Genomic DNA, 23553 nt, shown 5'->3' with positions numbered 1-23553 from the left:
CGCGTCAGCGGTCGGTGACCTTCTCCAGCAACGCGCGGGCGGCGAGCCGATAGCCCGTGGCACCCAGTCCGAAGATCACTCCGGTGGCGAGCGGTCCGGTCACCGACTCGTGCCGGAACTGCTCGCGGGCCCAGACATTGGAGAGGTGGACCTCGATCCACGGGCGCGGATAGTTGGCCAGCGCGTCCCTCAGTCCCCAGCCGGCCATCATCAGGGCGGCGGGATTGACGATCGCGCCGACGGAGTCGTAGTTGCCCTGGATGGTGCGGATCATCTCCGCCTCACCGTCGTGCTGGAACGCTTCCACTTTCCAGCCGCGGTCCGCCACTTCTTCGGCGACCCATCCTTCGATATCGGCGAGCGTATCCGTTCCGTAGATCTCGGGCTGACGGCTCCCGAGGATGCCGAGATTCGGCCCGTTCACCAACAGAAGCCTGCTCAATGCACACCCTTTGTCTGTACGGAACCACCGGGAAGTGCTTTTTATAGCACGGCCATTGACAGGTAAACACCGCTCCCCGGTATGCCCGCAATCACAAGGGGGAACATAGGGGGGTCACCAGGGGAATGACGCCTCGCCAACCACTGGGTTAGCGTGCTAATTGCGACGACCGACCCCGTCCGGGGACTGCTGCCGACCTGCCCGGCCGGGCGCGCGGACCGCACCGAGGTCGTGTGCCGGCGCCGGCGTCCGTGTGAACACCCCCCTCATGAGGGGTGGTTCCGCGTCGTGACCTCCGTGGCTTTCGCTGCGGCAGTATTCGCATGCGCGTAGACCGAAGGAGCAAGGAACAGCATGAGCAGTGGTGTGCGACTGGGCTCAGACCTTCCGGCATGGCCGCAGTACGACGACGCGGAGCGGACCGGCCTCATACGTGCGCTGGAGCAGGGTCAGTGGTGGCGCATGGGCGGTGGCGAGGTCGACGCCTTCGAGCGGGAGTTCGCCGAGTACCACGGGAGCGAGCACGCACTGGCCGTCACGAACGGCACGCACGCCCTCGAACTGGCTCTGGAGGTCATGGGTGTCGGCCCCGGCGCCGAGGTGATCGTGCCGGCCTTCACCTTCATCTCCTCGTCCCAGGCCGCTCAGCGCCTCGGCGCGGTCGTGGTGCCGGTGGACGTGGACCCGGAGACGTACTGCATCGATCCGGCCGAGGCCGCCAGAGCCATCACTGCGAAGACCCGCGCCATCATGCCCGTGCACATGGCCGGCCAGTTCGCCGACATGGACTCCCTCGACAAGGTCGCCGCCGAATCCGGTGTGCCGCTGATCCAGGACGCGGCACACGCCCAGGGCGCCACCTGGAACGGCCGGCGGGTCGGTGAGCTGGGCTCGGTCGCCGCGTTCTCCTTCCAGAACGGCAAGCTGATGACGGCGGGCGAGGGCGGTGCGGTGCTGTTCCCGACCGCCGAGATGGCGGAACAGGCCTTCGTCCGGCACAGCTGCGGACGCCCGCGCGGCGACCGCGGCTACTTCCACCGCACCTCGGGCTCCAACTTCCGGCTCAACGAGTTCTCCGCCTCTGTGCTGCGCGCCCAGCTCGCGCGCCTGGACGGGCAGATCCAAACACGTGAGGAACGATGGCCGTTGCTGTCCTCGCTGCTCGCCGAGATCCCCGGCGTGCTGCCGCAGCGGCTGGACCCCCGGGCAGACCGCAACCCGCACTACATGGCCATGTTCCGGGTCCCTGGCATCACCGAGGAACGGCGCGCGCAGGTGGTCGACACCCTCATCGAGCGAGGTGTCCCCGCGTTCGTGGCGTTCCGCTCGGTCTACCGCACGGACGCCTTCTGGGAGATGGGCGCGCCGGACCTGTCGGTGGACGAACTGGCCCGTCGCTGCCCCAACTCCGAGGCACTGACGTCCGACTGTCTGTGGCTGCACCACCGGACGCTGCTCGGCACCGAGGAACACATGCACGAGGTCGCCGCCGTCATAGCCGACGTCGTCGGCTCATGACCGCGGCGAACCACGACGGCCGGCCGATCCGCACCGCTGTCGTGGGACTGGGCTGGGCGGCTCGCTCCATCTGGCTGCCGCGGCTGCGTCGCCATCCCGGCTTCGCCGTGAACGCGGCGGTCGACCCCGACCCGGCCTCGCGCGCGGCCGTCGCTGCGGAGTTCCCGGACACCCCGGTCCTGGCGGCCGTGCACGACGCGGACCCCGCAGAGGTGGACCTGGCCATCGTGGCCGTCCCCAACCACCTGCACTGCGAGATCGCCGCCGGCCTGCTCCACAAGGGCATCCCGGTCTTCCTCGAGAAGCCGGTGTGCCTGACGTCGGCGGAGGCGGGGCAGCTGGCCGAAGCCGAACGCGTCGGCGGTGCACGGCTCCTGGCGGGCAGCGCCGCCCGCCACCGGGCCGACGTCCGCTCCCTGCTCGCGAGCGCCGGAGACCTGGGCACGATCCGCCACATCGAGCTGTCCTGGGTGCGTGCCCGGGGCGTGCCGGACGCGGGCGGCTGGTTCACCCGGCGCCGGCTGTCGGGCGGCGGGGCTCTGGTGGACCTCGGCTGGCATCTCTTCGACATCGCCACGCCTTTGCTGGGCTCCGCGAACTTCACGCAGGTCACCGGCGCGGTCTCGGGCGACTTCATCGCGCGGGACTCCGCACGGGTCTCCTGGCGCGCCGCGAAGGCCGAGGACGGCCAGGAGAACGAGCGGGCCGACGTCGGCGTCGTCGACGTCGAGGACACCGCCCGCGCGTTCCTCGTCACCGACGAGGGTGTCTCAGTGTCGCTGCACGCCAGTTGGGCCTCGCACGAGGAGCGCGACATCACCCGCGTCCGGATCGACGGCAGCGTGGGCAGTGCGACCCTGCGGTGCACCTTCGGCTTCAGCCCCAACCGCCTGGAGCACCCGGAACTGACCCGCACCGACGACGGCCGCACCCGCGGGGTCCCGGTGCCCGAAGAGCCCATCGGCACGGAGTACGACCGGCAGCTCGACGAGTTGCTCGCCCAGCTGCGGGACCCGGCCGGTCCACGCCGGGCCATCGAGGAGGCGCGGCGCACCATCGGCGCCATCGAGCGGATCTACTCCTCGGCCCGCGCCGCGCAGGAGAAACCCCGGTCGCACCGGGCGCACCGGGCGTGACCGGCACGACCACCGATTCGGCCGGGACCCGTACCCCGGCGGCAGCGGTCCCACACCCGAAGCCGCCGCCCCACGAAGGAGAGCACCACAGCGCCATGGACAGTCTTGGAACCAGCCAAGGCCCCGCCACCCCCGGCACCTGGGACAACGAGGCACAGCCGATAGCCGCGGTCGTCTTCGATCTCGACGGGGTGCTCGTCAACAGCTTCGCCGTGATGCGCCAGGCGTTCACCACCGCCTACGCCGAGGTGGTGGGGGACGGCGAGCCCCCGTTCGAGGAGTATGAGCGCCATCTGGGCCGCTACTTCCCCGACATCATGCGGATCATGGGGCTGCCGCTGGAGATGGAGGCCCCGTTCGTCCGTGAGAGCTACCGGCTCGCTCACCTCGTCCCGGTCTTCGACGGCGTACCGGAGATGCTCAGGGAGCTGCGGGCCCGCGATATCGGACTCGCCGTCGCCACCGGCAAGAGCGGACCGCGGGCCCGTTCGCTCCTCGAACAGCTCGGGCTGCTGGACCTGTTCACCGTGGTGATCGGCTCCGACGAGGTGGAACACCCCAAGCCGGCCCCCGACATCGTGTTCAAGGCACTGGGCGTGCTCGGCTGCGACCCCTCGCGGACGGTCATGGTCGGCGACGCGGTCACCGACCTCACCAGCGCGCGGGGCGCCGGCGTCGCCGCCGTAGCCGCTCTGTGGGGCGAGACCGACGAGGAGACCCTCCTCGCGGAAAGCCCGGATGTCGTGCTGCGCTCCCCCTCGGAACTGCTCGGGGTGTGTGTCGGCAGATCCCGCACGCCCTGATCCTGGAGGACGTGCTCCGCGTCATCGGGGGCCGCCCAGCCCAGCTCAGAGGCGTCACCTAGGGGGGAGTAGGGGATCCCCAGGGGATTGGGGCGGGGGCCGAGCGATGGAAAGCTCGGACAGGAACATTCACGGGGCCGACATCCCGATCGGACTGTCCCGACGCGGTGGTTCCGGACGCCGAGGATCACCATTCCGAGAATCCGATGGAGGAAAATCCAGTGGCATTCACCGGGCTATGGGATCCACAGCCCGTTCCCGACCTTCCACGGTGCCCACCGGAGGCTGTCGAAGGGTCTTCGAGAATCATCCTCCAATGATCGCAGTCATATCTCGACCGATATTTCACCGGAGACCCGACGTGGGAAGAGCCGTGACCGACATGCGTAAGCCGGCCCTGCAACAACCCGAGTGGGACGACCCGTCACAGGTCCGGCGCATCCGGAAGGTACTGGCCGGACGTCGGCCGCTGGTCAGGGCGGAGGACGTTCGGGTGCTGCGGACGCTGCTGGCCCAGGTGGCCCGGGGCGAAGCCCTGGTGGTGCAGGCCGGGGACTGCGCCGAGAACCCGGGTGAGTGCGACGCCGAGTACGTGTCGCGCAAATCCGCGGTGCTCGACCTGCTCGCCGCGACACTGAAGATGACCACCCACAAGCCGGTCGTGCGGGTCGGACGTATCGCGGGCCAGTTCGCCAAACCGCGATCCAGGCACCTCGAACGGATCGGGGACCTGGAACTGCCGGTCTACCGGGGCCACATGGTCAACGGCCCGGAGCGCGACCCGGAAAGCCGGCGGCACGATCCGCTGCGCCTGCTGACCTCGTACATGACGGCCGGCGATGTCATGGAGCACCTGGGCTGGCGCGGCCGCGCGGTCTTGGATCACCAGCCCCTGATAGAACCCCGGGTCTGGACGAGCCACGAGGCGCTCGTCCTCGACTACGAAGTGCCCCTGATCCGTGAGCTGGGTGACGGGCGCCGCTGGCTCGGCTCCACCCACTGGCCGTGGATTGGTGAGCGGACCCGTCAGCTGGACGGCGCTCACCTGGACCTCGTCGCCGGCATCGTCAACCCGGTCGCCGTGAAGGTCGGTCCGACCACCACCGTGGAGGAGATCACCGTCCTGTGCGAACGGCTCGATCCGCTGCGGGAACCGGGCCGGCTCACCCTCATCGCACGCATGGGCGCCGAGACGGTCACCGACCGACTGCCCGCGCTCGTGGAGGCGGTCCGGGTGGCCGGCCATCCAGTGATCTGGCTCAGCGACCCCATGCACGGGAACACCGTCGTCGGCCCGGACGGGCACAAGACCCGCCTGCTGGAGACCATGGCACGGGAGGTCCGGGGATTCCTCCGGGCCGTGACCGACGTCGGCGGCACGGCGGGCGGACTGCACCTGGAGACCACCCCCGACGACGTCCTCGAATGTGCCGCGGACGTCTCCGTGTACGAGGGGAAGGCCGTCCGGCGTACCAGCCTGTGCGACCCGCGGCTCAATCCGGAACAGGCCGTATCGCTGGTCTCCGCCTGGTCCGACGTGGACGTCCGGCCCTCCGCGCCCGGAGACGGGTCACGGGTGGTCCGGGAAGCGCGGGCAATCCCGGGTCGCCGGTCAACGCATTCCGCTCCGGATTACCAGGAGTTCGAGACACGGAACCACTCCGCGTTGCGACTCAACCAGACGTAGGGCGGGTTCCCGGAACGTCCTGTTTCGAATTTCTGACCCTGCGAGGTCGGCGTCCGATTTTTCCGTGTGCGTGTGATTGACGCTTCGGCTTCGGTGTGCCGTGAGGATTCGGACCGTCTTCTTTCCTGTCTCGGCTGCCATCCCACAGTCAGGGAGTAGTAGGACCCATGCACCTTCTCGTCAACGGAATTCAGCACTGTGTCACCGGTGAGATTCCTGTCCCCCACTCGAAATACCACGCGCATCGTGCGCTGATCCTCGCCTCGCTCGCCGACGGCGTCAGCCGCGTCCACGGGCTGTCCGACGCACGTCACGTCGGGTACACCGTGCGACTGCTGCGCGACCTCGGTGTGCAGATCGCCAGGGACGGTGACACCTTCGTGGTACATGGACTCGGCGGGCGGTACAGGCCCCGCCGGGAGGCAATCTCCGCCGGAAGCTCCGGCACGACGCTGTACTTCATGATCGGTCTGGCCTCACTGTCGGACCGCGCCGTGTCGGTGACCGGGCAGAAGTACTTCAGACGACGCCCGGTCGGCCCCCTGCTGCGCGCCCTCGAACAGATGGGAGTCCAGCTGGAGTCGGCCGACGACTGCCCGCCCATCCACGTACAGGGCCGCAGACCCACGGGCGGCCACGTCACCATCGCGGGAACCCTGTCCCAGTGGGTCTCGGGCCTGATCCTGCTGGCCCCGTTCGCGACGCGGCACACCACCATCGAGGTGGAGGGCGAACTCAACGAACGCCCTTACCTGGAACTGACTGTGGCGATGATGCGGCAGTTCGGCCTCGAGGTGACCGTCTCCGAGGACTGGCGGCGCTTCGACATCGAGCCCGACCAGCAGGCGCGCAGCGTCGAGCTGACGCTGCCGCCGGACATCGGCTCGGCCGCGTTCGGCATCGCAACCGCGGCTCTGCACCCCAGTGATGTGCTGCTGCGCGGGATCACCACGCTGGAGGGTGGCCCGGCCGATCACCCCGAGTTCCACTTCCTCGACGTCGCACGCTCCATGGGCGTACCGATGGAGACCGACGAGGCGGCCGGCGGTCTCCGCATCCGGCAGGACAAGCCGCGGCTCACCGCGGTCGACGTCGACTGCCGCGACATCCCCGACATGCTGCCGATCCTGTCGACTCTCGCCACGTTCGCGCGCGGCGAGTCGGTGTTCCGCAACATCGCGCACACCCGGCTCAAGGAGTCCGACCGGGCCGCCGCCATGCTCCAGCTCAACTCCATGGGCGGCCGCCTGGCACTGTCGGACGACGCGCTGCGGGTCCGGGGCGTGGACGGCCTGACCGGGGCCAAGCTGTCCTCGTTCAACGACCACCGCGTCCTGATGTCGCTCGCGGTGGCGTCGTCACGGGCACGGGGGCATTCGACGCTGACCTATCCGAACGCGTACCGCATCTCGTACCCGACGTTCCTCGACGCGATGAACACGCTCACCGTGCCCATGTCGGTGGAGGACGGCTCGGCGGGCCCCGCCGGTGACGGTGCGGGCGCCGGTGCCCCCGGGACGACGCCGGAGGCCGTCGACCCCGCCTCGCGGGTCACGCTGCCGCAGTGGCTGCGCCGAAGGGCCGAGGCCCGGCCACAGGACACAGCCGTCGTGGACGTGCGCTCCGACCGCGACGAGATGATCACCTGGAGCGAGCTGGCCGAGCAGGTGGACCGTGCGGCGGCCCTGCTGCTGCGGCTCGGGGTACGGCCGGGCGAGAACGTGGCGTACCAGCTGCCGAACCGTATCGAGTTCGTGGTGCTGTCGCTGGCCGCCCTGCGCATCGGGGCCGTGTGCTGCCCGGTCATCCCGTTCTTCCGCAAGCGCGAGCTCGGTTTCGTCCTGCGGCGCTCCAAGGCACGGGTGCTGGTCGTGGTGGACCGGCACCGCTCGCGCCTGCCCGCCGAGGAGGCGCTGGACCTGGTCGCTGAGGACGGCTCGGACCTGGACCTGGAGCACGTGGTGGTCCTGGCCACCGCAGGCGGCTCCGCTCAGCTGCCCGAGTCCCCTACGGGCGGGACGACCGTGCAGGACTGGGGGCAGGCGCTGTCGGCGACGGCGGTCGACCGCGTGATGCTCGACGCCCTCGCACCGACACCGGAGATGACGGCGCAGCTGCTCTTCACCTCGGGCACCACCAGCGAACCGAAGGGGGTCACCCAGCCCACGCGCAACCTGGTCAGGGCCGCCGCGATGGAGATCGGGCACCTCGGGCTCGGTAGGCAGGACGCGATCTGGGTGCCGTCGCCGCTCGCGCACCAGACGGGCTTCCTCTACGGCATGGTGCTCGCCCTGGTACTGGGCGTGCCGCAGATCCTGCAGCCCGAGTGGGACGCCAAGCGAGCACTGCAGTCGCTCAACGACCACCGGGCGACGTTCGTGCAGGCCGCGACGCCGTTCCTGTCCGACCTGGTGAAGGCCGTGGAGGAGAGCGGCGAAACGCCGCAGCACCTGCGGATCTTCGTGGCGACCGGAGCCATGGTGCCGCGGGGTCTGGCGGAGCGGGCCGGGCGGGTGCTGCGCACCGACGTGTGCGGGGCCTTCGGCACCACGGAGACCTGCCTGGGCGCGTTGTCGTCACCCGGCGACGAGCCCCGGCAGCGCTGGGGTTCCGACGGCCGCGCGCTGGACGGCATCGAGCTGCGGATCACCGACGACGAAGGGCTGGTGCTGCCCGCGGGCAAGGAGGGCAACTTCGAGCTGCGTTCCCCCACGGTCTTCGCCGGTTACCTCGAGCGTCCCGACCTGACCTCCCAGGCGTTCACCGAGGACGGCTGGTACCGCACGGGCGATCTGGCGACGATCGACACCGAGGGCTTCCTGCGGATCACCGGGCGGGTCAAGGATGTGATCAACCGCGGCGGCGAGAAGATACCCGTCGCGGAGATCGAACAACTGCTGTTCGGACACCCCTCGGTGGACGACGTCGCGGTGGTGGCCATGCCGGACGAGCGCCTCGGCGAGCGCGCCTGCGCCTTCGTGGTCCCTGCTGGCGGTACGGAGCTGACCTTCGAGGAGATGCGGCGTCACCTCGACGAACACGAGGTGGCCAAACAGTACTGGCCGGAGCGTCTGGAGCGGATCGACGCCCTGCCGCGCAACCCCATCGGCAAGGTGAAGAAGTGGGAACTGCGGGCGCTGGCCCGTGGTTTGCGGCCCCACGACGAGGACGCCGGCTGACACGCGACGGACAGCGGACCGGAACGACGGAACAAGGACAGAGGTGGCACATGACGGACGAGCAGCAGTTCCACGAGCTGCGTACCCAGGTCGAACAGTGGGTGGAGGGACCCGGCGAGCGCTGGGCCGAACGCATCGAGGAGACCGGGCGGGTGCCCGAGGAGTTGTGGGCCGAGCTGAACGGCCTGGGGTTCCTGCGGATAGCCGCTCCCGAGGAGTACGGCGGCCAGGGCCTCGGCTTCGTACGCTGGATGGAGTTGATGGAGGTCTTCTCCCGATCGCACGGATCCGTACGCATGATCGTGCACGTGGTCAACGGCATCTGGCGATCGATGGACGGCCACGCCGACGACGAGCAGCGCAAGCGCTTTGTCATTCCCTCCGTCACCGGTGAGATCAAGATCGCCTTCACCCTCACCGAACCGGGCAACGGCACCGGCGCGGACATCACCACGTCGGTGGTGCGCGAGGGCGACACGTACTACCTCTCAGGACGCAAGCACCTGATCACCTTCGGGGTGCGCTGCGACTACTACCTGCTGGCCGCCCGGGTCGAGGGCAGCACCGGGCACGAGGGCACGATGGCCCTGCTGGTGCCGCGTGACGCCCCGGGCGTCACGGTCGAGGACACCTCCAACACCATGGGCGTCACGGGTACCGACCATGCGTCGCTGGCCTTCGACCGCACCCCGGTGCCGGTCGACCACCGGCTCGGTGCGGAGGGCCAGGGCCTGGAGGTGTTCCTCGGCGGCTTCCTCACCCCGTCCCGGATCTCCGTGGCGATGAGCTGCGTAGGGCTCGCGCAGCGCGCCCAGCAGCTGGCCGTCGAATACGCCCGCAACCGTGTGACCTTCGGCAAGACGCTTACCCAGCGCCAGGCCATCCAGTTCATGCTCGCTGAGAACGCGGCGGACATCGAGGCGGCACGGCAGCTGGTCCTGCACGCGGCGCGCCGCTTCGAGGAGGGAGCGGACGACGCGTCCATGCAGTCGTCGATGTCGAAGATGCACGCGGTGACGATGCTGACGAACGTCACCGACAAGGCGCTCCAGGTGCACGGCGGGCTCGGTTACTGGAAGTCGCAGAAGATCGAGCGTGTGTACCGCGACGCGCGTGCCCAGCGCTTCGAGGAAGGCACCAACGAGGTGCAGAAGGCCGTCGTCTTCCGCGAGTTGCTCCAGCGCACAACGTCCCGGGACGGAGAGGGAACGATCCGATGAACAGCCCGCACCACCGGCAGACGCCCGACCGCGAGCAGGTCTCGCTGATCACCGGGGCCTCCCGCGGCATCGGCCGAGCTCTGGCCCTCACCCTCGCCGAACGCGGTGGCACCGTGGTCGTCAACTACAAGAAGAACGCCGACCTGGCTCAGAAGACCGTCGCCGAGGTCGAGGAGGCAGGTGGTCAGGGCTTCGCGGTCCAGGCGGACGTCGAGACCACCGAGGGCGTCACGACGCTGTTCGACGAGGTGGCGCGGCGCTGCGGGCGGCTCGACCACTTCGTCTCCAACGCCGCGGCGAGCGCGTTCAAGAGCATCATCGATCTCGGCCCGCACCACCTGGACCGCTCGTACGCGATGAACCTGCGGCCGTTCGTCCTGGGGGCGCAGCAGGCCGTGAAGCTGATGGACAACGGCGGCCGGATCGTCGCGCTGTCCTCCTACGGTTCCATCCGCGCCTACCCCACCTACGCGATGCTGGGCGGCATGAAGGCCGCCATAGAGTCGTGGGTGCGTTACATGGCGGTGGAGTTCGCGCCCTACGGCATCAACGTCAACGGGGTCAACGGCGGTCTGATCGACTCCGATTCGCTGGAGTTCTTCTACAACGTGGAGGGCATGCCGCCCATGCAGGGCGTCCTCGACCGCATCCCCGCGCGCCGTCCCGGCACCGTGCGGGAGATGGCCGACACCATCGCCTTCCTGCTCGGCGAGGGGGCGGGCTACATCACCGGGCAGACCCTCGTGGTCGACGGCGGGCTCAGCGTCGTCGCGCCGCCGTTCTTCGCGGACGCCGGTGAGGCGCTGGCGCTGCCGCCCCGGCCGACCCGCGACGCCTGAACGCAACGACCGAGAAGAGGGATGGCAGGTGTTGGACCAGGTCTTCAGGCCCTACGTGATCGGTGGCCTGACAGTGCCGCACCGCATCGTCATGGGGGCCATGCACCTGAACCTGGAGACCCTGGACGACGGCGGCGCGGCCCTGGCCGCGTTCTACACGGAACGTGTGCGGGGCGGCGCCGGCCTGATCGTCACAGGCGGCTCCGCGGTGAACCCGGCGGGGTCCGGCGGCCCCGGTTACGGCGTTCTCGACGACGAGAAGCACCGGTCGGCGCTGCGCCTGGCCGCCCGCGCGGTGCACGACGCCGGGGGTCTTATCGCCCTCCAACTCTTCCATGCCGGGCGATACGCGCTGCCCGGCACCCCCGGGGCGGACGGCGCCGCGCCCCTCGCGCCGTCCGCCGTGTACAGCCGGTTCTCCCGCACCGTTCCACGGACGATGACGGAGGAACAGATCACCGGGACCGTCGCCGCCTTCGCCCGGGGGGCGGAACGGGCGTACGAGCTGGGCTTCGACGCCGTCGAGGTGATGGGTTCCGAGGGCTATCTGATCAATCAGTTCACCGCGCCCCTCACCAATCGGCGCGACGACGCCTGGGGCGGCGACGCCGGGCGGCGCCGGCGCTTCCCTGTCGAGGTGCTGCGGGCCGTACGGGCCTCGGTAGGACCGGCCTTCCCGGTGCTCTTCCGGATGTCGGGTGCCGACCTCATGGACGACGGCACCCCGTGGGAGGAGACGGCCGCGCTCGCCGTGGAGCTCGCCGGAGCCGGCGCCGACGCGCTCGCGGTGGGCGTCGGCTGGCACGAGTCCCCGGTGCCGACCGTGCAGGCACAGGTACCGGCGGGCACCTGGGCCGTGTACGCCCAGCGGGTCAAGCGGGCCCTGCGGGCAGCGGGTCACGGCACGGTGCCCGTCATCGCCTCCAACCGTTTCAACCGGCTCGCGCAGGCCGAGGAGGTGCTGGCCGGGGGCGACGTCGATCTGGTGGCCATGGCCCGCCCGTTCCTCGCGGACCCGGCCATCGTCGACAAGTCCCGTACCGGGCCGAGCACATCGGTGGACCTCTGCATCGCCTGCAACGAGGCATGCATCGACCGGTCCTTCGGCACCGAGCGGGTGTCCTGCCTGGTCAATCCGCGGGCCGGCCACGAGCGTGAGTTCCCGGCCCGGCCGTCTCCCGCGCGCCGGGGCAGGTACGCCGTGATCGGCGCGGGGCTCGCGGGACTGGAGGCGGCCCGCACCCTGGCGAGACTCGGGCACAAGGTCGAGGTCTACGAGGCGGCCGACGAGCCCGGCGGCCAGTTCCGGCTGGCCGCCCGGGTGCCGGGCAAGGCGGACTTCGCCGCGACCGTACGACAGCGGGAGCAGGAACTCGACCACCTGAACGTGCCCGTGTACCTGGGGCACCGCATCGGTGCGCGGGACGTGCCCGTCCTGCGCACCATGGACGGAGTGGTCCTCGCCACCGGGGTCCGCCCTCACCGGCCGGACCTTCCCGGCATCGACCTGCCGCATGTCCTTGACTACGCACAGGCGTTCGCCGACCCCGCCGCCCTCGGTCGGTGTGTCGCCATCATCGGCGGCGGCGGGATCGCGGTCGACCTGGCGCACCTCCTCACCAGTGGCTCCTCCCCTGCCCTGACCTCCGAGGAGTTCCTCGCCTCCCGGGCCATGACAGCACCGCCGGAAGCCGTCCCGGTGTCACGGGCCACCGCCGCCCCGGCCGGCGGTTCCCGTCAGGTCACCGTGATGCGGCGCAGCGGCAGGATCGGCACCGGAATCGGCCCGTCCACCCGGTGGGTGGTCATGGAAGAACTGCGCGCTCGCGGAGTACGCCTGCTCACCGACGTCACGTACGAGGAGATCACCCGGGACGGTGTGGTCGTCGTCGAGACAGGAGGGGTAAGGCGGTTGGTCGCCGCCGACCATGTCGTCCTCGCCACCGGCCAGGAAACCCGACGGGAGGTGGCCGCCGTGCTCCGCGGGGCCGGGGTCCCCTTCGAGACCGCCGGTGGCGCCGCCGACGCCCGGTCGCTCAACGCCGTCCGGGCCACCGCGCAAGGACTGCGCGCCGCGCACCGCATCGTGGAACGGGCCGCGTCGAGGAGGTCGGGACGGACCGGGTAGTGCGGGACCCGGAGTGCTCGGCCGATGCGGGGCGCGGCGCCGTCGGGCCGGGCGGGTCAGCCGGATTCGCTGCGCAGATAGCCCGGCAGACTCTGGCGGTTCTTGACGGCCAGCTTGCGGTAGACCCGGGTCAGATGCTGCTCGACCGTACTGGGCGTGATGAACAACTTCTCCGCGATCTCCCGGTTGGTGTACCCCATGACCGCCATGGAGGCGATCCTGCGCTCGGAGTTGGTCAGCGAGGCGACGGCCGTCGTTCTCTCCTCGTCCTCCGCCGGGCCCGCCTCACCGCTCGTGTCCGGCAGCAGTTCCTTGCACAGGGGTTCCGCATGACAGAGGTGGGCCACTCTCCAGGCACGGCGGATGATCACCCGCGCCCGGCGGTGCTTGCCCAGCGCGTGGTGGGCCCGGCCCAGGTCGGACAGCGTCCTGGCCAGTTCGTAGGCACGGCCGTCCGCCTCCAGGATGTCGGCGGCCTCGCTCAGCAGGCGCGGGCGCTGACCCGGCGAACTGAACACGGCCATCAGCCGCAGGGCGAGCGCCCGGCTCACGGTGTCCTCCGGACCGGGAAGGGCCAGCTGGTCCTTCACCAGGCGCTTGGCCTGGTCGCGGTTGCCCTGCAGCAACCACGCCTCGGCCGCGCTGGTCCGCCAGGGCACGATGCCGGGCAGGTCCATGCCCCACTTCCCCATGAGTTCACCGCAGGAGAGGAAGTCTCCGAGCGCCGCGCGCGTACGGTTCATCGCCAGGTAGTAGTGCCCTCGTGCATACAGGTAGTGCAGCCCGTACCGGCTCTGGAACATCTCGTCGGGGATGCCCCGGGTGACGAGCGCCGTGGCCTCGTCGAACTCCCCCATGCGGGTGTGGGCCAGGATCAGGGTGCCCAGCGGCAGGCCGGCGGCGGTGCCCCAGCCCTGGACGGACACATGTTCCAGGGCCGACACTCCGCGTTTCACGGCTTCCCTGAGATCGCCCCGTCGCAGCCGGATCTCCGCGTCGGCGGCGTCCAGGATGCCCTGCCACATCGGGGAGGGGCGCCCGTTTCGGCGCTCGTCCAGGCTCCGGCACCGGTTGGCCGCGTCGCTCAGCCTGCCGCTGTAGACCAGCGACATCAACGCGAGGAGGGTCGCCTCCTCGGCCCAGGGGGCGTTGTGGTTGAGGTCGAGCTGACCGAGGACGTGCGAGGCCCACTCCTGCATCTCTCCGCTGCGCCTGCGGACGAGGCCGCCGGAGAGCGCGCCGATCGACTGCAGCCAGAAGGCCCGGCCCCGGGTGGCGGGCGCGCCCTCGGGGCCGGTGGTCACGGGCCCGCTCTGTACCCGTCCCGCGAGCGGCGGATACGTACAGGCCAGCCACACCTCCATGTCCTGCAGGTCAGCCGACTGCTTCGGCGTGTCGGGCGGCGGCACGATTCCCGCGGACGGCAGACGCGCCGCCCGCTTGCGGAGCAGCGAAAGGATGTCGGCGGCCTCCTGTGTACGGTGCAGCCACAGCAGTTGTCGCACGAGCAGCATCGTCTCGTGGGGATCCAGCTGGTCGCTGCGGACCGCCTCCGTGAGCGCGAGCAGGTGCCGCAGCGATGCCGAAGGGTTGAGCTGCCATTCGGCCTGAGCGAGCCTGGCCCGGATCGCCCACCGGTCCCGCTCGTTCGTGCATGCCCCCTGAGCCGAGTTCAGGTACCGCAGAGCACGTTGCACCGCACCGTGCAGCAGCGCCTCCGAAGACGCCTCCAGCAGCACGCGCAGCGCCCAGGGCTCCGGGACCTGACCGGCCTCGGCCAGGTGATGGGCGGCGTCGGCCACCGCGGCACCCTGGTTGTAGAGCAGTCGCGCGGCTCGGTGATGCAGTTGCACGCGGTCCGCAGCGGGCAGGTCGTCCAGCACGGTGCGCGCGGCCAGCCCGTGCCGGAACCGGCCGTCCCTCAGCAGCCCGGCCTCGGTCATGGTGCGCAGCGCCCGCTCGACGGTGCCCGTGTCCGCGTCGACCAGTGCTCCGAGTTCCTCGGACGAGGCCTCGTCGCCGTAGACCGCCATGGCGCGAGCCACCCGCAGTGTGTCGGGTTGACTGCGGTGCAGGCAGTTCAACAGCGCTCGTCCGTATCCCTGTTGCCGGACCTCTCCGCCGAGCCGCTCGTCGTGGATCAGGGCGCCGAGCAGCCGTGGGTTGCCACCGCTGTAGGCGATGAAGGCGTCACTCAGCTCGCGGGCCGCTCCCGCTCCGAGACGCCGATCGATCAGGGTGCGTACGGCCTGTGGGGAGAGTGGTGCGAGCCGGACGGACACGACGGAGGCATGGCGCAGAAGTTCGGCATGGAACGGGGAGTGGGTCCCGCTCGACTCGGCCAGTTCGGTGAGCACCATCAACAGCGGTGCCGAGCTCAGTCGGCGGACCAGATACAGCAGGGACTGCTGTGACGGCACGTCCATGTGGTCGATGTCATCCACACACACCACGACCGGTGTCGTGGCAGCCAGTTCCGTGACGGGCAGGAAGAGGTCGTACAGGATCTCGGCCCTGTTGCGCTCCACGGCCTCGTGCATGCTCTCGGCCCGGGTCGAGAGCATGAGCCCGCGCAGTACCGGGGAGATGCGTCTGCGCAGTTCCACCGGAAGCGCCGGGCTGTCGAACAGCTGGCTGAGTGCCCCGAACGGCAGATCCCGCTCCTCGGAGGAGCAGACGGCATTCAGGAGGATGGCCTCGGCGGCGTGGGCGCACTGCGCCACCTCCCGCAGGAACTCCGTCTTGCCCGCTCCCACGGTCCCCTCCAGCAGGATCACCTGTCCCACCGCCGGCTGCGGAGAGGCCAACCAGGCTCGCACGCGCGCGAGTTGCTCCTCACGTTCCATCAGCACGGTTCCCGATGCCACGTACGGACCGGAACCGAAGAGCCGCCCGGCGGCAGCTCGCAAGTCATGCCTCCCTCTGCGTCACATGTGGACTGCCGCCATTCCGTCCCGCCTGAGCGGACATCACATAAGGAGCTCATGCATCTTCCCTGAAAGCCGTTCACACAGTTCCAGATGCCACGCTAACCCGGTCAACAACCCTTTCCGCGGTATCGCATTTCAGACCGGAGTCATTTCGGGCAGCGGCACCCGCTCCGAAGGGAACCGTGGGGTAAAACTTTAGGGCAGTGACGCATGCCCCCACCGCCACAGCCGATGGCACCGACGACCTCCGACACGGACCCCTATGCACAACCTCGCCGACGCGCACCGAGATAAGCAACGAATAAGGTTCGATGTCGCCCGAGTTCACTTTCGACGGTCACTCTGCACCACATCAGAGGGTCCAGATCACACTATCCGGACATTCGGAGCAGAATTCTGCTTTCCGTCGGCTCCGGGCACTCTGCTGGATATACCCGTGCACATACTCGGTGGGTTGCGGCGCTCGTGCGGCTGGGAGCCGAGGCGGCGGACCGGGTGAAGGCACGGCTTGCGACCGTTCGCATCGGATGGGACCCACCGGGGCGGCGCCGACGGTGAAGCCGCCCAGGGCGCCGACTGTCCGGGCTGCCGCACCGCGGGCGCCGCGGGCTCGACACGAGGGCGAAGACTGGGTGAGGTGCGGGGATCTGCCATGGCGGGGGGGTGCTGGACGCACGCGGAGTCCGCCGGCCTCCCACCGGTCCGGCCCGCCGAAGGCATCTGTACGACAGGCCACCGCTCGCAGCACTGGGACGGGCGACCACCCACCGGTCTGACCCTCAGCCTTGCGGACGCTCACTGCGGGCGGCCGAGGAAAGGCGCCGCGACCGGCGCATGGGAGGCATGTGTACGTTGCGGATCACCAGTGGTGACCACACCACCACGGAAAGCCTCGAATGACGCGGAACCGGTTCCCCCCGGCGGTTCCGTTTGCGCCCAGCCGATGCGGACTCGCGGTGAAGCACCGATCCTGAACTCAGACGCCGCAAGTCCTCGCCAAAACGCGAACGCAGGCCATCGCCGGCCCCTCCCGTTCTCGGGATCTTCAACAGACAAGTCACCGGCATGGCCGACGAGTTGCCGGACTTCACTTCGCTGCCACGGGTCCGCATTCCGCGACGAACTGGCGAATCTCCTGAATAACCTGCGGTGCATGGGAATTCAGGTAGAAGTGCCCACCGTCGTAAACGCGAAAAGTGGCTTCCTGCGTCGTGTGCTCGGCCCAGGAGCGGGCCTCCTCCTCGGTCACCTTCGGGTCGTCGTTCCCGAACATGACCACCACGGGGCAGCCCACTCGCCCCGGCTCCGGGCGGTAGGTCTCCGCGGCGCGGTAGTCGCTGCGCACCGCGGGGAGAATCATCCGCAGGATCTCCGCGTCCCCCAGGACGGCAGGATCCGTGCCACTGAGCTTCCGCAGTTCCGCGAGGAGCTCTTCCTCGCCTGCCTGGTGCACACGCTCGTCCCGCCACCGGGAGGGTGCCCGGCGTCCGGAAACGAAGAGACCGAGCAACGTCGTTCCCCTGGCTTCCAGCCGCAGCGCCACCTCATAGGCCAACGACGCGCCCATGCTGTGCCCGAAGAACGTCAACGGTCGGTCGGCCCAGGGCTCGAGCTCCACCACGATGAGGTTCGCCAGTTCCTCGATGCTGCTCACGAGGGGTTCCGTACGGCGATCCTGGCGTCCCGGATACTGCACCGCCACCACGTCGATCTCGGGCGACAGCGCACGTGAGACGGGGTGGTAGAACGTCGCGGAGCCACCGGCGTGCGGAAAGCAGACCAGGCGCGTCGGGGCGTCCGGGGCGGGGTGGTAACGCCTGATCCACTTATCGGAGTTCGTCGCCATGCTCGGGTGTGTCCCTTCGGTTTCGGTTCACGGGTGGTCGCGGAGCCCCTTTCGCCGACCAGGAAGCGGTACGGCCGAACCCCGCCCCCCGCGGGGCCTCGACTCCCACCGGCTCCCAGGATGCCCACGCCGGACGCGGCGGAACCTGCCCACGAGACCGCAGAACCCGCGAGCCCCGCGGCCTGTCGCCCACCCTGCCCCGGAGAGTTTCAGGAGCGGGTGGACCGTACCTATCCATTGGACGGTGCGACACCCCGGCCCCGCCAGCGCATACACCCCCTACTTTGCGTCACTCCCCCCCTTAAACTCCGAGTCCACGATGCTCGGTGTGCCCCGTGGAACTCGTCCGTCGTGTTCCTGGTGCCGGACACCCTGCTCCCGACGGGAACCCGCAATCAGGCCCTCGCCGCACACAGCGTCCATGCCAACGTCGCTTCGAGGCGACGAGCCCACCCACCAGAAACGACCCCACCAGCATCGTCATCCTCACCGTGGCACAGATCCGATCGTCCGAGCAGGTGTCAATGACGGCGGCGAGCCGTGACGATCCAGGCACGCGAGTCGAAGTACACGCCGCCGTCGGTGTTGTGGGCGTCAAGGGTGGTGCGCAGCCGCGCGTGTGCTTGCTCGGCCGTCGCGTCGTCGAGGTCGGCCAGCAGGTCTTTGACTTCCCAGAGGCGGAGCACGGCATCGAAGGCGGTGGCGCTGTCGGGGCCGTAGTAGACGGGCTCGCGCACGTCGGTGAAGCCGACTTCCGCGAAGCCGGCCGCCGTCAGGATGCCTTCCGTGACGGTCGGGTCGGCGAGTGAGAACGGGTTCGGTCCGTGGGGTGTGGCCGATGCGGTGGTGAGGCTCCGGCGGATCGCGGTGGCCCACTCATTGCGGTCGCGTTCCTGCCAGACCAGCAGCACCAGGCGCGCCGCGGGGCGCAGAGCCCGCCCGATGTTGGTGAACGCGGCGACCGGGTCGGCGAAGAACATCGTTCCGAACCTGCTGATACAGAGGTCGAAACGCTCCGGTGGAAAGGGGTGGACCTGCGCGTCCGCCTGCTGGAAGGTGACGTTGGCCAGCCCCTGGTCGTCGCTGAGCCGGCGGGCCCGTTCGAGCATGGGTGCGGACAGATCGACGCCCAGCGCGCTTCCGTCGACGGCGGCGCGGGCGGCCTCGCGCGTGGACTGGCCGGTGCCGCAGCCGATGTCGAGCACACGGTCGTGAGAGCCGACGCGGGCGGCGGCGCGGAAGACTTCGTTGTGCAGGCGCAATTCCGCGTCGTAGTCGAACAGGTCGGACATCACCGTCACCGGATCCTCTCGCTACTGATGTCGGCCGGGTCGTCGCGCGGTACGCCTCGCACCTGGTCCAGCGACACCGTTTTTTTTCCGGCGCGGGCGCGGCGGTTCGACGCTACCGTGGTCGGCCGCCTCCGGTGTGCCGGAGCAGAGCCGGGACGAACACGTCCCACAGCGGCTTCGGCAGGTCGTGTCCGGCGCCTTCCAGGATCAGCAGCGTCGCGCCGGGAATCGCGTCGCGCAGCGCGTGTCCGTGTGGGAGCGGGAAAACCGGGTCGTGGTCGCCGTGCACCACCAGGGTCGGCGCCTTGACGGCGGCGAAATCGCGGGACGACCCGTCGAAGCTCATCGCGTAGTGGTTGACGAGGGTGGACGCGATGGTGCGAGTGCGGGCCACGTCCCGCTCGACCAGCGCGCGCGTGGCCGTCTCGTCGAAGTAGGGCGAGCCGCCCGAGCACGCCTTGGCCGATGCGACGACGAAGTCCACCACCGCGGCGGAATCGGCGGGGTCCGGATCGGCGGGAATGCCGTCGGCGAGTGCGTCCGACGGGGGCGGGAGGCCGTCCTCGCCCGTGGAGGTGGAGACGAACGTCAGTGACTCCACCCGGTCGGGGTGGTCCACCCCGATGATGAGCCCGAGTCCGCCGGACATGGACCGGCAGACGACGTGTGCGCGCTCGATGTGCAGGGCGTCCAGGATGCCGAGCGCGTCTCCGGCCAGGTCGGTGAACGTGTAGCCCGGCCGCCCCGGCGGGTAGCTGGTGGATCTGCCGGTGTCCCGGTTGTCGTAGCGGATCACGAACCGGTCGCCACGCGCGATCCGTTCGCACAGCTCGGTCTCCCACCACAGCATCGAGGCGGTCGCACCGTCGATGAGCAGGATCGCCGGGTCCGCGGGATTTCCGAAGGTCTCGAAGCACAGCCCGACATCGTCGATCTCGACGAGCCGCTCGCCGTGCGAGGGGTGATCGGTCATGAACGCCACGCTAGAGCAAGCGGTCCATTTCGGGCGGGCCCAGGCCGGGTCGACATCGGCACCTTCCAGAGCGTGTCCAACGTGATCCTGCCGCTGGTCGTACCGGGACTTCGGGACGAGCACCCCGACTGCGACATCAGGCTGTTCGAGGAGGAGACCAACCAGCCGCAGGTCCAGGAGCTCGACCTGATGTTCTTGGACGGCCGCGTCTACGGCGACGTGGAACACACGAGACCGTGCTGTCGATGGTGCGCGCCGGCATGGGTTCGGCCGTCCTGCCGCGACTCACCGTCCACAGTGCCGACATCGGCTCCGACGCGTCGCTGCGCGTCCACGAATGCGCATCGCACGCACTCCCCACTCGCGGCACGGGCGATCGAGATCGCGGTGGAAGTCGCGGGCAGGATCGCCGAGCGCCTTTGACCCGATCGAGTGCGAGCGGTCCTTTCGGGGTGTGGCGGCGCCGGCACCGCCCCGGTCGGCCGTACGTCCGGTGCCCTCGCCCATATCGCGTTGTGACTCCAGGGGCGCCGCCCTAAGGTCACCGACATGTCTCTACGTCTTCGTATGCGTCAAGCACTGCCGGAAGCGATGCGCGCCCGTGACAAGGCCGCGGTGAGCGCCCTGCGCACGACGCTCGCCGCGCTGGACAATGCCGAGGCGGTGCCCGTGGGCGAAGCCGAGCTCCGTGGCTCGGCCCTGGAGCAGTCGCCGGTCGGAGCCGGCGCCACGGAGGCGGCGCGGTGTGAACTGAGCGAGCAGGGTGTGCTGGCCGTGGTGCGTGCCGAAGCCGACGAACGTCTCGCGGCCGCAGCGCAGTTGACGGCGCCCGCGCACGCCGACCGAGCCGCGCTGCTCCGCGCGGAGGCCGCCGTGCTGCTCCGCTTCCTGGAGGCTCCCGACCGCGCGTGACGCCCCCTTCCTGGAGGCCCGACGCGCGTGACGCCCCCGTATGACGCCCCCGTCCGGCGTGGATCGCCGCGCCCGTCCGGACCGCTTCGAAGGCTCCTGCTCGATAAGGCGCTCATACATGCCGCGAGGGGTGCCGCCCGGCAGCGGCACCGGCGCGTTCCGCACTCTTGCTACTGGCGAGTAAGCTGCGCGTTCCCTGAGATTGGAGTCGCCGTGGCCCGCAGGTTCACCGTGTCCGACAGCATCGTGATAGAGGTCCCGCCGGAGGCGGCCTACGAGGCGGTCAGCCGGCCCGCGCAGATGGGACGGTGGAGTCCGGAGAACCTCGGGGCCACCGTGCCGGCACCGGACACGTCGGCCGCGCTGGGGACCACGTTCGAGGGACGGAACAAGCGGGGGGCGTTCCGCTGGGTCACGCGGTGCACGGTGACGGCCGCGGACTCCGGACGCCGCTTCGCCTTCCGGGTGCACGCGATCGGGCTGAACCGGCCGCGGCTGCGAGGTCCGATCGCCACCTGGGAGTACCGCTTCGAGCCCGAAGGCGGCGCCACCCGCGTCACGGAGACCTGGACGGACGACCGGCGGGCCTGGCCGTCCGTCGTCGCCCATGCCTTCGACCGGGTCGCCACCGGCGGCCGCACGTTCGCCGACTTCCAGACGGACAACATCGCCAGGACGCTGCGCAACCTGAAGCGGGAGCTCGAAGCGGAGTCCCCTTCCTGATCCCGCCCACCCGGCCCAGCGCCCATCCGGCCCAGCCCGTCCCTGGACGGCGCGAAGGGGGGCCCGGCTCAGGCGCGGGCGGCGCGCCGGGCCGCGCGCCGGGCCGCGCGGGCCACGGGCAGGTAGCGCAGACGTTCCGGCAGCAGCGGGACGAGCGTACGGACGACGAAGCCCAGACGGCGCATCCTGCGCTCGTCCCGCGCCGTCCACGTCACCCCCAGGTGGTCACGGACGACGGGCGGCAGCAGACCGGTCGTGACGAATACGTGGAGCCGGGCCAGGGGCGGGTGGAACAGGGGCCAGAGTCTGCGCACGAGGGCGCCCGAGCCGTCGGGCGGGGGAACCGGCCGCTGCGGGTCGAGCAGTTCACGTACGACCACCGTGTTCTCCAGCTCGTCCCGGACCATCCGCTCGAAGTACGGCCAGTACTCCTCGGGCGTGGCCGGCATGTCCCGGCGTCCGATGCCGAGGATGTCGCCGAGCCGGAGCAGTTCGTCGTACAGCCGGCGTTCCTCGTCCTCGTCGAGCGGACGGGACAGGTACCGGGCGGACGACAGAAAGGCCGGGTAGGCGGTGGCGTGCACCCAGGCGTAGTGGGCGGGGGTGAGCGCGTGGTACGGGCGGCCGCGGGTGTCGGTGCCGCTGATGCTCTTGTGCACCGTGCGCAGCCTGCGGCCCTCCTCGATCGCCCGCTCACCCCCGTAGATCCACAGCTGGAGGGATTCCAGGGAGCGGCGCGCCCGGCCCCAGGGGTCGGTGCGGAACACGGAGTGCTCGTCGACGCCGGCTCCGACCGCCGGGTGGGCGACCTGGAGCACGACGGCGGCCGGCAGGGAGAGCAGCAGACGTACGTCACCGGCGATGTCCCAGAGGATCGTTCCCGGGCCGAACGGCTCCGGGCCGAGGCGGGCGCCGGGGTCGCCTCGTCCGGGTCGGGCGGCGGCGGTCGTGGGGTGTTCCGGGCGGGCGTTCACGTCAGCACGCTCCCAGCGGCCGCCGGGTGGCGGGGTCGGTGCCGGGCCGGTGGGTGGCCCAGTAGGCGATGGCGAGGGAGACGGCGATCCTCAACGGCGGCAGCACGAGGGCCATCAGGAGGCGCACGACGCGGGCGAAGCGGCGCAGGGCGCGTTCCTGCCGGGGGCTCCAGGTCAGGTGCAACCGCTCACGCAGGACCGGGGGCAGGGTCCCCACGGTGACCAGCAGGGCGTAGTGCGCGGCGAGCCGGGCGAAGGGCGACCAGAGCGGACCGGGCAGTCGGCGGAACGGCTTGGCGGGTCGGGCGAGTTCGTCGAGGACGTCCTGGACCGACTGGTTGAACTCCAGCCGGTGGGTGACCATCTCGTCGTAGTAGTCGATGAACGCGGGCCAGTCCGGCGGAAGGTGATGCTCCTTCAGGCCCCATACGCGGCCCACGTCCCGCATCCCGCGGTAGTACTCGTCCAGTTCGCCGTCCGACATGCCCTTGCCGAACAGGCGAAGCGCGTCCACTGGGCCCTTGACCAGGGTCGCGTGCACCCAGTGGTACGCCTCGGGGTTGAGGGCGTGGTAGCGGCGGCCCTGCGCGTCGGTGCCCTTCATCGCGGTGTGCACGTGGAGGAGGCGGCGCGCCTCGGCGGTGGCCGCCTCCTGACCGCCGTAGACGACCGTGGTGAGCGAGAGCAGGGTGCGGATCAGGCGGGGCCAGGGCTCGGCGCGGAAGTTGCTGTGGTCGGCGACGCCTGCCCCGACCACGGGGTGCGAGACCTGGAGAAGCAGCAGCTGGGGTGCCATCAGGGTGGCGCGGACGTCGCCGAAGCAGCGCCAGACGACGCCTCCCCTGCGCGGCGCCCGTATCTGCGCGGGTATCTCAACTCCCCTTGGCTTCAGCTGAGTTGATCCCTCTGACGTGTGCGGTACGCCGGTCATGACGCCTCCGTTTCTCCGTC

Annotated in this window: 18 protein-coding genes; 11 read left to right on the top strand and 7 right to left on the bottom strand. The window is 70.1% G+C overall.

From position 1 onward, the window contains the following. Positions 1-4: 4 nt before the first annotated feature. A complete protein-coding gene (locus OG933_RS42215) occupies positions 5-442 on the bottom strand; it encodes a type II 3-dehydroquinate dehydratase (protein ID WP_319302981.1) in 438 nt (145 codons plus the stop codon). A gap of 354 nt (positions 443-796) precedes the next feature. Between OG933_RS42215 and OG933_RS42210 the strand changes: the two genes are divergently transcribed. From OG933_RS42210 to OG933_RS42175, 8 genes are all read left to right on the top strand, one after another. Further along, positions 797-1960, top strand: coding sequence for a DegT/DnrJ/EryC1/StrS family aminotransferase (locus tag OG933_RS42210; protein WP_405632591.1), 1164 nt, complete (start codon positions 797-799; stop codon positions 1958-1960). Continuing rightward, entirely contained in the window at positions 1957-3096 is a 1140-nt protein-coding gene (locus OG933_RS42205) for a Gfo/Idh/MocA family protein (protein ID WP_405632588.1), read from the top strand. Before OG933_RS42210 ends, OG933_RS42205 begins: the two co-directional genes overlap by 4 nt. Positions 3097-3191: 95 nt before the next feature. Beyond that, entirely contained in the window at positions 3192-3899 is a 708-nt protein-coding gene (locus OG933_RS42200; protein ID WP_362531982.1) for an HAD-IA family hydrolase, read from the top strand. A 361-nt stretch (positions 3900-4260) separates the two neighbouring features. Next, positions 4261-5586: a 3-deoxy-7-phosphoheptulonate synthase gene (locus tag OG933_RS42195; RefSeq protein ID WP_385248404.1), complete on the top strand. Its 1326-nt coding sequence runs from the start codon at positions 4261-4263 to the stop codon at positions 5584-5586. A gap of 167 nt (positions 5587-5753) precedes the next feature. Continuing rightward, positions 5754-8765, top strand: coding sequence for a 3-phosphoshikimate 1-carboxyvinyltransferase (gene aroA, locus OG933_RS42190; RefSeq protein WP_405632584.1), 3012 nt, complete (start codon positions 5754-5756; stop codon positions 8763-8765). Positions 8766-8815: 50 nt separating this feature from the next. After that, positions 8816-9985 (top strand): acyl-CoA dehydrogenase family protein, encoded by a 1170-nt coding sequence (locus OG933_RS42185; protein ID WP_362531990.1) that lies wholly within the window; start codon positions 8816-8818, stop codon positions 9983-9985. Next, the gene (locus tag OG933_RS42180) at positions 9982-10824 is read left to right on the top strand and encodes an SDR family oxidoreductase (protein WP_405632581.1); all 843 of its coding nucleotides are present in this window, start codon (positions 9982-9984) and stop codon (positions 10822-10824) included. The genes OG933_RS42185 and OG933_RS42180 overlap by 4 nt, the downstream gene beginning before the upstream one ends. A 28-nt stretch (positions 10825-10852) precedes the next feature. Further along, entirely contained in the window at positions 10853-12952 is a 2100-nt protein-coding gene (locus OG933_RS42175) for an FAD-dependent oxidoreductase (protein ID WP_405632579.1), read from the top strand. Between the two features lie 56 nt (positions 12953-13008). On the opposite strand, the gene OG933_RS42170 is transcribed toward OG933_RS42175, so the two are convergent. The 4 genes from OG933_RS42170 to OG933_RS42155 form a co-directional block, all read right to left on the bottom strand. Further along, a complete protein-coding gene (locus tag OG933_RS42170) occupies positions 13009-15798 on the bottom strand; it encodes a LuxR C-terminal-related transcriptional regulator (protein ID WP_405632577.1) in 2790 nt (929 codons plus the stop codon). A 1171-nt stretch (positions 15799-16969) separates the two neighbouring features. After that, the gene (locus OG933_RS42165; protein WP_362532002.1) at positions 16970-17728 is read right to left on the bottom strand and encodes an alpha/beta fold hydrolase; all 759 of its coding nucleotides are present in this window, start codon (positions 17726-17728) and stop codon (positions 16970-16972) included. A 521-nt stretch (positions 17729-18249) separates the two neighbouring features. Continuing rightward, the gene (locus OG933_RS42160; RefSeq protein ID WP_362532005.1) at positions 18250-19020 is read right to left on the bottom strand and encodes a methyltransferase domain-containing protein; all 771 of its coding nucleotides are present in this window, start codon (positions 19018-19020) and stop codon (positions 18250-18252) included. A 112-nt stretch (positions 19021-19132) separates the two neighbouring features. Then, positions 19133-19993 (bottom strand): alpha/beta fold hydrolase, encoded by an 861-nt coding sequence (locus tag OG933_RS42155; RefSeq protein WP_405632574.1) that lies wholly within the window; start codon positions 19991-19993, stop codon positions 19133-19135. A gap of 72 nt (positions 19994-20065) precedes the next feature. Here OG933_RS42155 and OG933_RS42150 point away from each other — a divergent pair, with 72 nt between their 5' ends. From OG933_RS42150 to OG933_RS42140, 3 genes are all read left to right on the top strand, one after another. Then, the gene (locus OG933_RS42150) at positions 20066-20416 is read left to right on the top strand and encodes a hypothetical protein (protein ID WP_405632572.1); all 351 of its coding nucleotides are present in this window, start codon (positions 20066-20068) and stop codon (positions 20414-20416) included. A gap of 168 nt (positions 20417-20584) precedes the next feature. After that, positions 20585-20905: a hypothetical protein gene (locus OG933_RS42145; protein ID WP_362532139.1), complete on the top strand. Its 321-nt coding sequence runs from the start codon at positions 20585-20587 to the stop codon at positions 20903-20905. Positions 20906-21118: 213 nt separating this feature from the next. Continuing rightward, positions 21119-21628, top strand: coding sequence for an SRPBCC family protein (locus OG933_RS42140; protein ID WP_362532013.1), 510 nt, complete (start codon positions 21119-21121; stop codon positions 21626-21628). Between the two features lie 68 nt (positions 21629-21696). On the opposite strand, the gene OG933_RS42135 is transcribed toward OG933_RS42140, so the two are convergent. Continuing rightward, positions 21697-22602, bottom strand: a complete 906-nt coding sequence (locus OG933_RS42135) for an oxygenase MpaB family protein (RefSeq protein WP_405632569.1) — start codon at positions 22600-22602, stop codon at positions 21697-21699. 1 nt (position 22603) lies between these two features. Continuing rightward, positions 22604-23533 carry an oxygenase MpaB family protein gene (locus OG933_RS42130; protein WP_405632566.1) on the bottom strand — a complete coding sequence of 310 codons (930 nt, stop codon included), beginning with the start codon at positions 23531-23533 and terminating at the stop codon, positions 22604-22606. Positions 23534-23553: the final 20 nt, after the last annotated feature.

The organism is Streptomyces sp. NBC_00016, from assembly GCF_045040885.1.
Taxonomy (GTDB): Bacteria; Actinomycetota; Actinomycetes; order Streptomycetales; family Streptomycetaceae; genus Streptomyces; species Streptomyces coriariae.
This window is presented reverse-complemented; position numbering and strand designations above follow the sequence as displayed.